Source organism: Staphylococcus sp. GDX7P312P, from assembly GCF_008385775.1.
Lineage (GTDB): Bacteria > Bacillota > Bacilli > Staphylococcales > Staphylococcaceae > Staphylococcus > Staphylococcus haemolyticus.
Map to the genome: position 1 here is coordinate 1 of NZ_VUKI01000078.1, position 1457 is coordinate 1457.

Consider the following 1457-nt stretch of genomic DNA (forward strand, 5'->3'; position numbering starts at 1 on the left):
AGATGAGATTGGATTTTTTGAATGGTCTGCGATACATATGGTCAAGGCTTCAAACGGTAATGGCTTAAAAATGTTTGTTTTTATCATGATATTAGGGGCAATTGTAGCAGCATTTTTCGCAAATGATGGTGCAGCTTTAATCATAACTCCTATTGTATTAGCGATGGTAAGAAATCTAGGATTTAATAAAAAAGTTATTTTCCCATTCATCATTGCCAGTGGCTTTATCGCTGATACTACATCACTACCCTTAATTGTAAGTAACTTAGTTAATATCGTTTCTGCAGATTACTTCGATATTGGATTTATTGAATATTTTAGCCGAATGATGATTCCTAATATATTCTCTTTGATAGCTAGTATTCTCGTTTTATGGTTATATTTCAGAAAATCCATACCTAAAACGTTCGATACAGAAAATCTATCAGATCCTAAAAGTGTAATTAAAGATTCTAAGTTATTTAAGCTTTCATGGATAGTATTAGCAGTACTACTCGTTGGATATCTTGTTAGCGAGTTTATCCAAATTCCTGTATCAATTATTGCTGGTATTATTGCTTTTATCTTTGTAATATTAGCTCATAAATCAAAAGCAGTTCATACAAAACAAGTGATTAAAGGTGCGCCATGGAATATCGTTCTATTTTCTATTGGTATGTATTTAGTAGTGTTTGGATTAAAAAACGTTGGTATCACCACAATTTTAGCAGATGTATTATCCAACGTTTCAAGTTATGGATTATTTAGCAGTGTCATGGGTATGGGCTTTATATCAGCCTTTTTATCATCAATTATGAACAATATGCCTACGGTTTTAATAGACGCTATTGCTATCGGACAATCTAATGTAGTAGGTACTATTAAAGAAGGTATGGTTTATGCGAATGTAATTGGTTCTGATTTAGGACCTAAAATTACGCCAATTGGTTCTTTAGCAACATTATTGTGGCTACATGTCTTAACACAAAAAGGTGTGAAAATTTCGTGGGGAACATACTTTAAAACTGGAATTATCATTACTATTCCGGTCCTATTTGTAACACTCTTAGGTTTATACCTTACACTAATCATATTTTAAGAAAAGAGGCTTTAATTATGGATAAGAAAACAATCTATTTTATATGTACAGGAAACTCTTGTCGTAGCCAAATGGCTGAAGGTTGGGGAAAAGAAATATTGGGTGAAGATTGGAATATCTATTCTGCTGGTATTGAAACACATGGTGTTAATCCTAAAGCAATAGAAGCTATGAAAGAAGTGGATATTGATATATCAAACCATACGTCAGACTTGATTGATAGTGATATTTTAAAACAATCAGATTTGGTCGTAACATTATGTAGTGATGCAGACGATAATTGCCCTATATTACCACCTAATGTTAAAAAAGAACACTGGGGCTTTGATGATCCAGCAGGAAAAGAATGGCCAGAATTTCAACGTGTTAGAGATGAAAT

2 protein-coding genes are annotated in these 1457 nt (G+C 32.7%); both read left to right on the forward strand.

What is annotated here, in order from left to right; all coding sequences use genetic code 11:
• The coding region (locus F1592_RS13340) for an arsenic transporter (protein WP_149809855.1) at positions 1 to 1078 on the forward strand (1078 nt) is incomplete at its 5' end.
• Between the two features lie 17 nt (positions 1079 to 1095).
• The coding region (arsC, locus tag F1592_RS13345; protein ID WP_149809854.1) for an arsenate reductase (thioredoxin) at positions 1096 to 1457 on the forward strand (362 nt) is incomplete at its 3' end.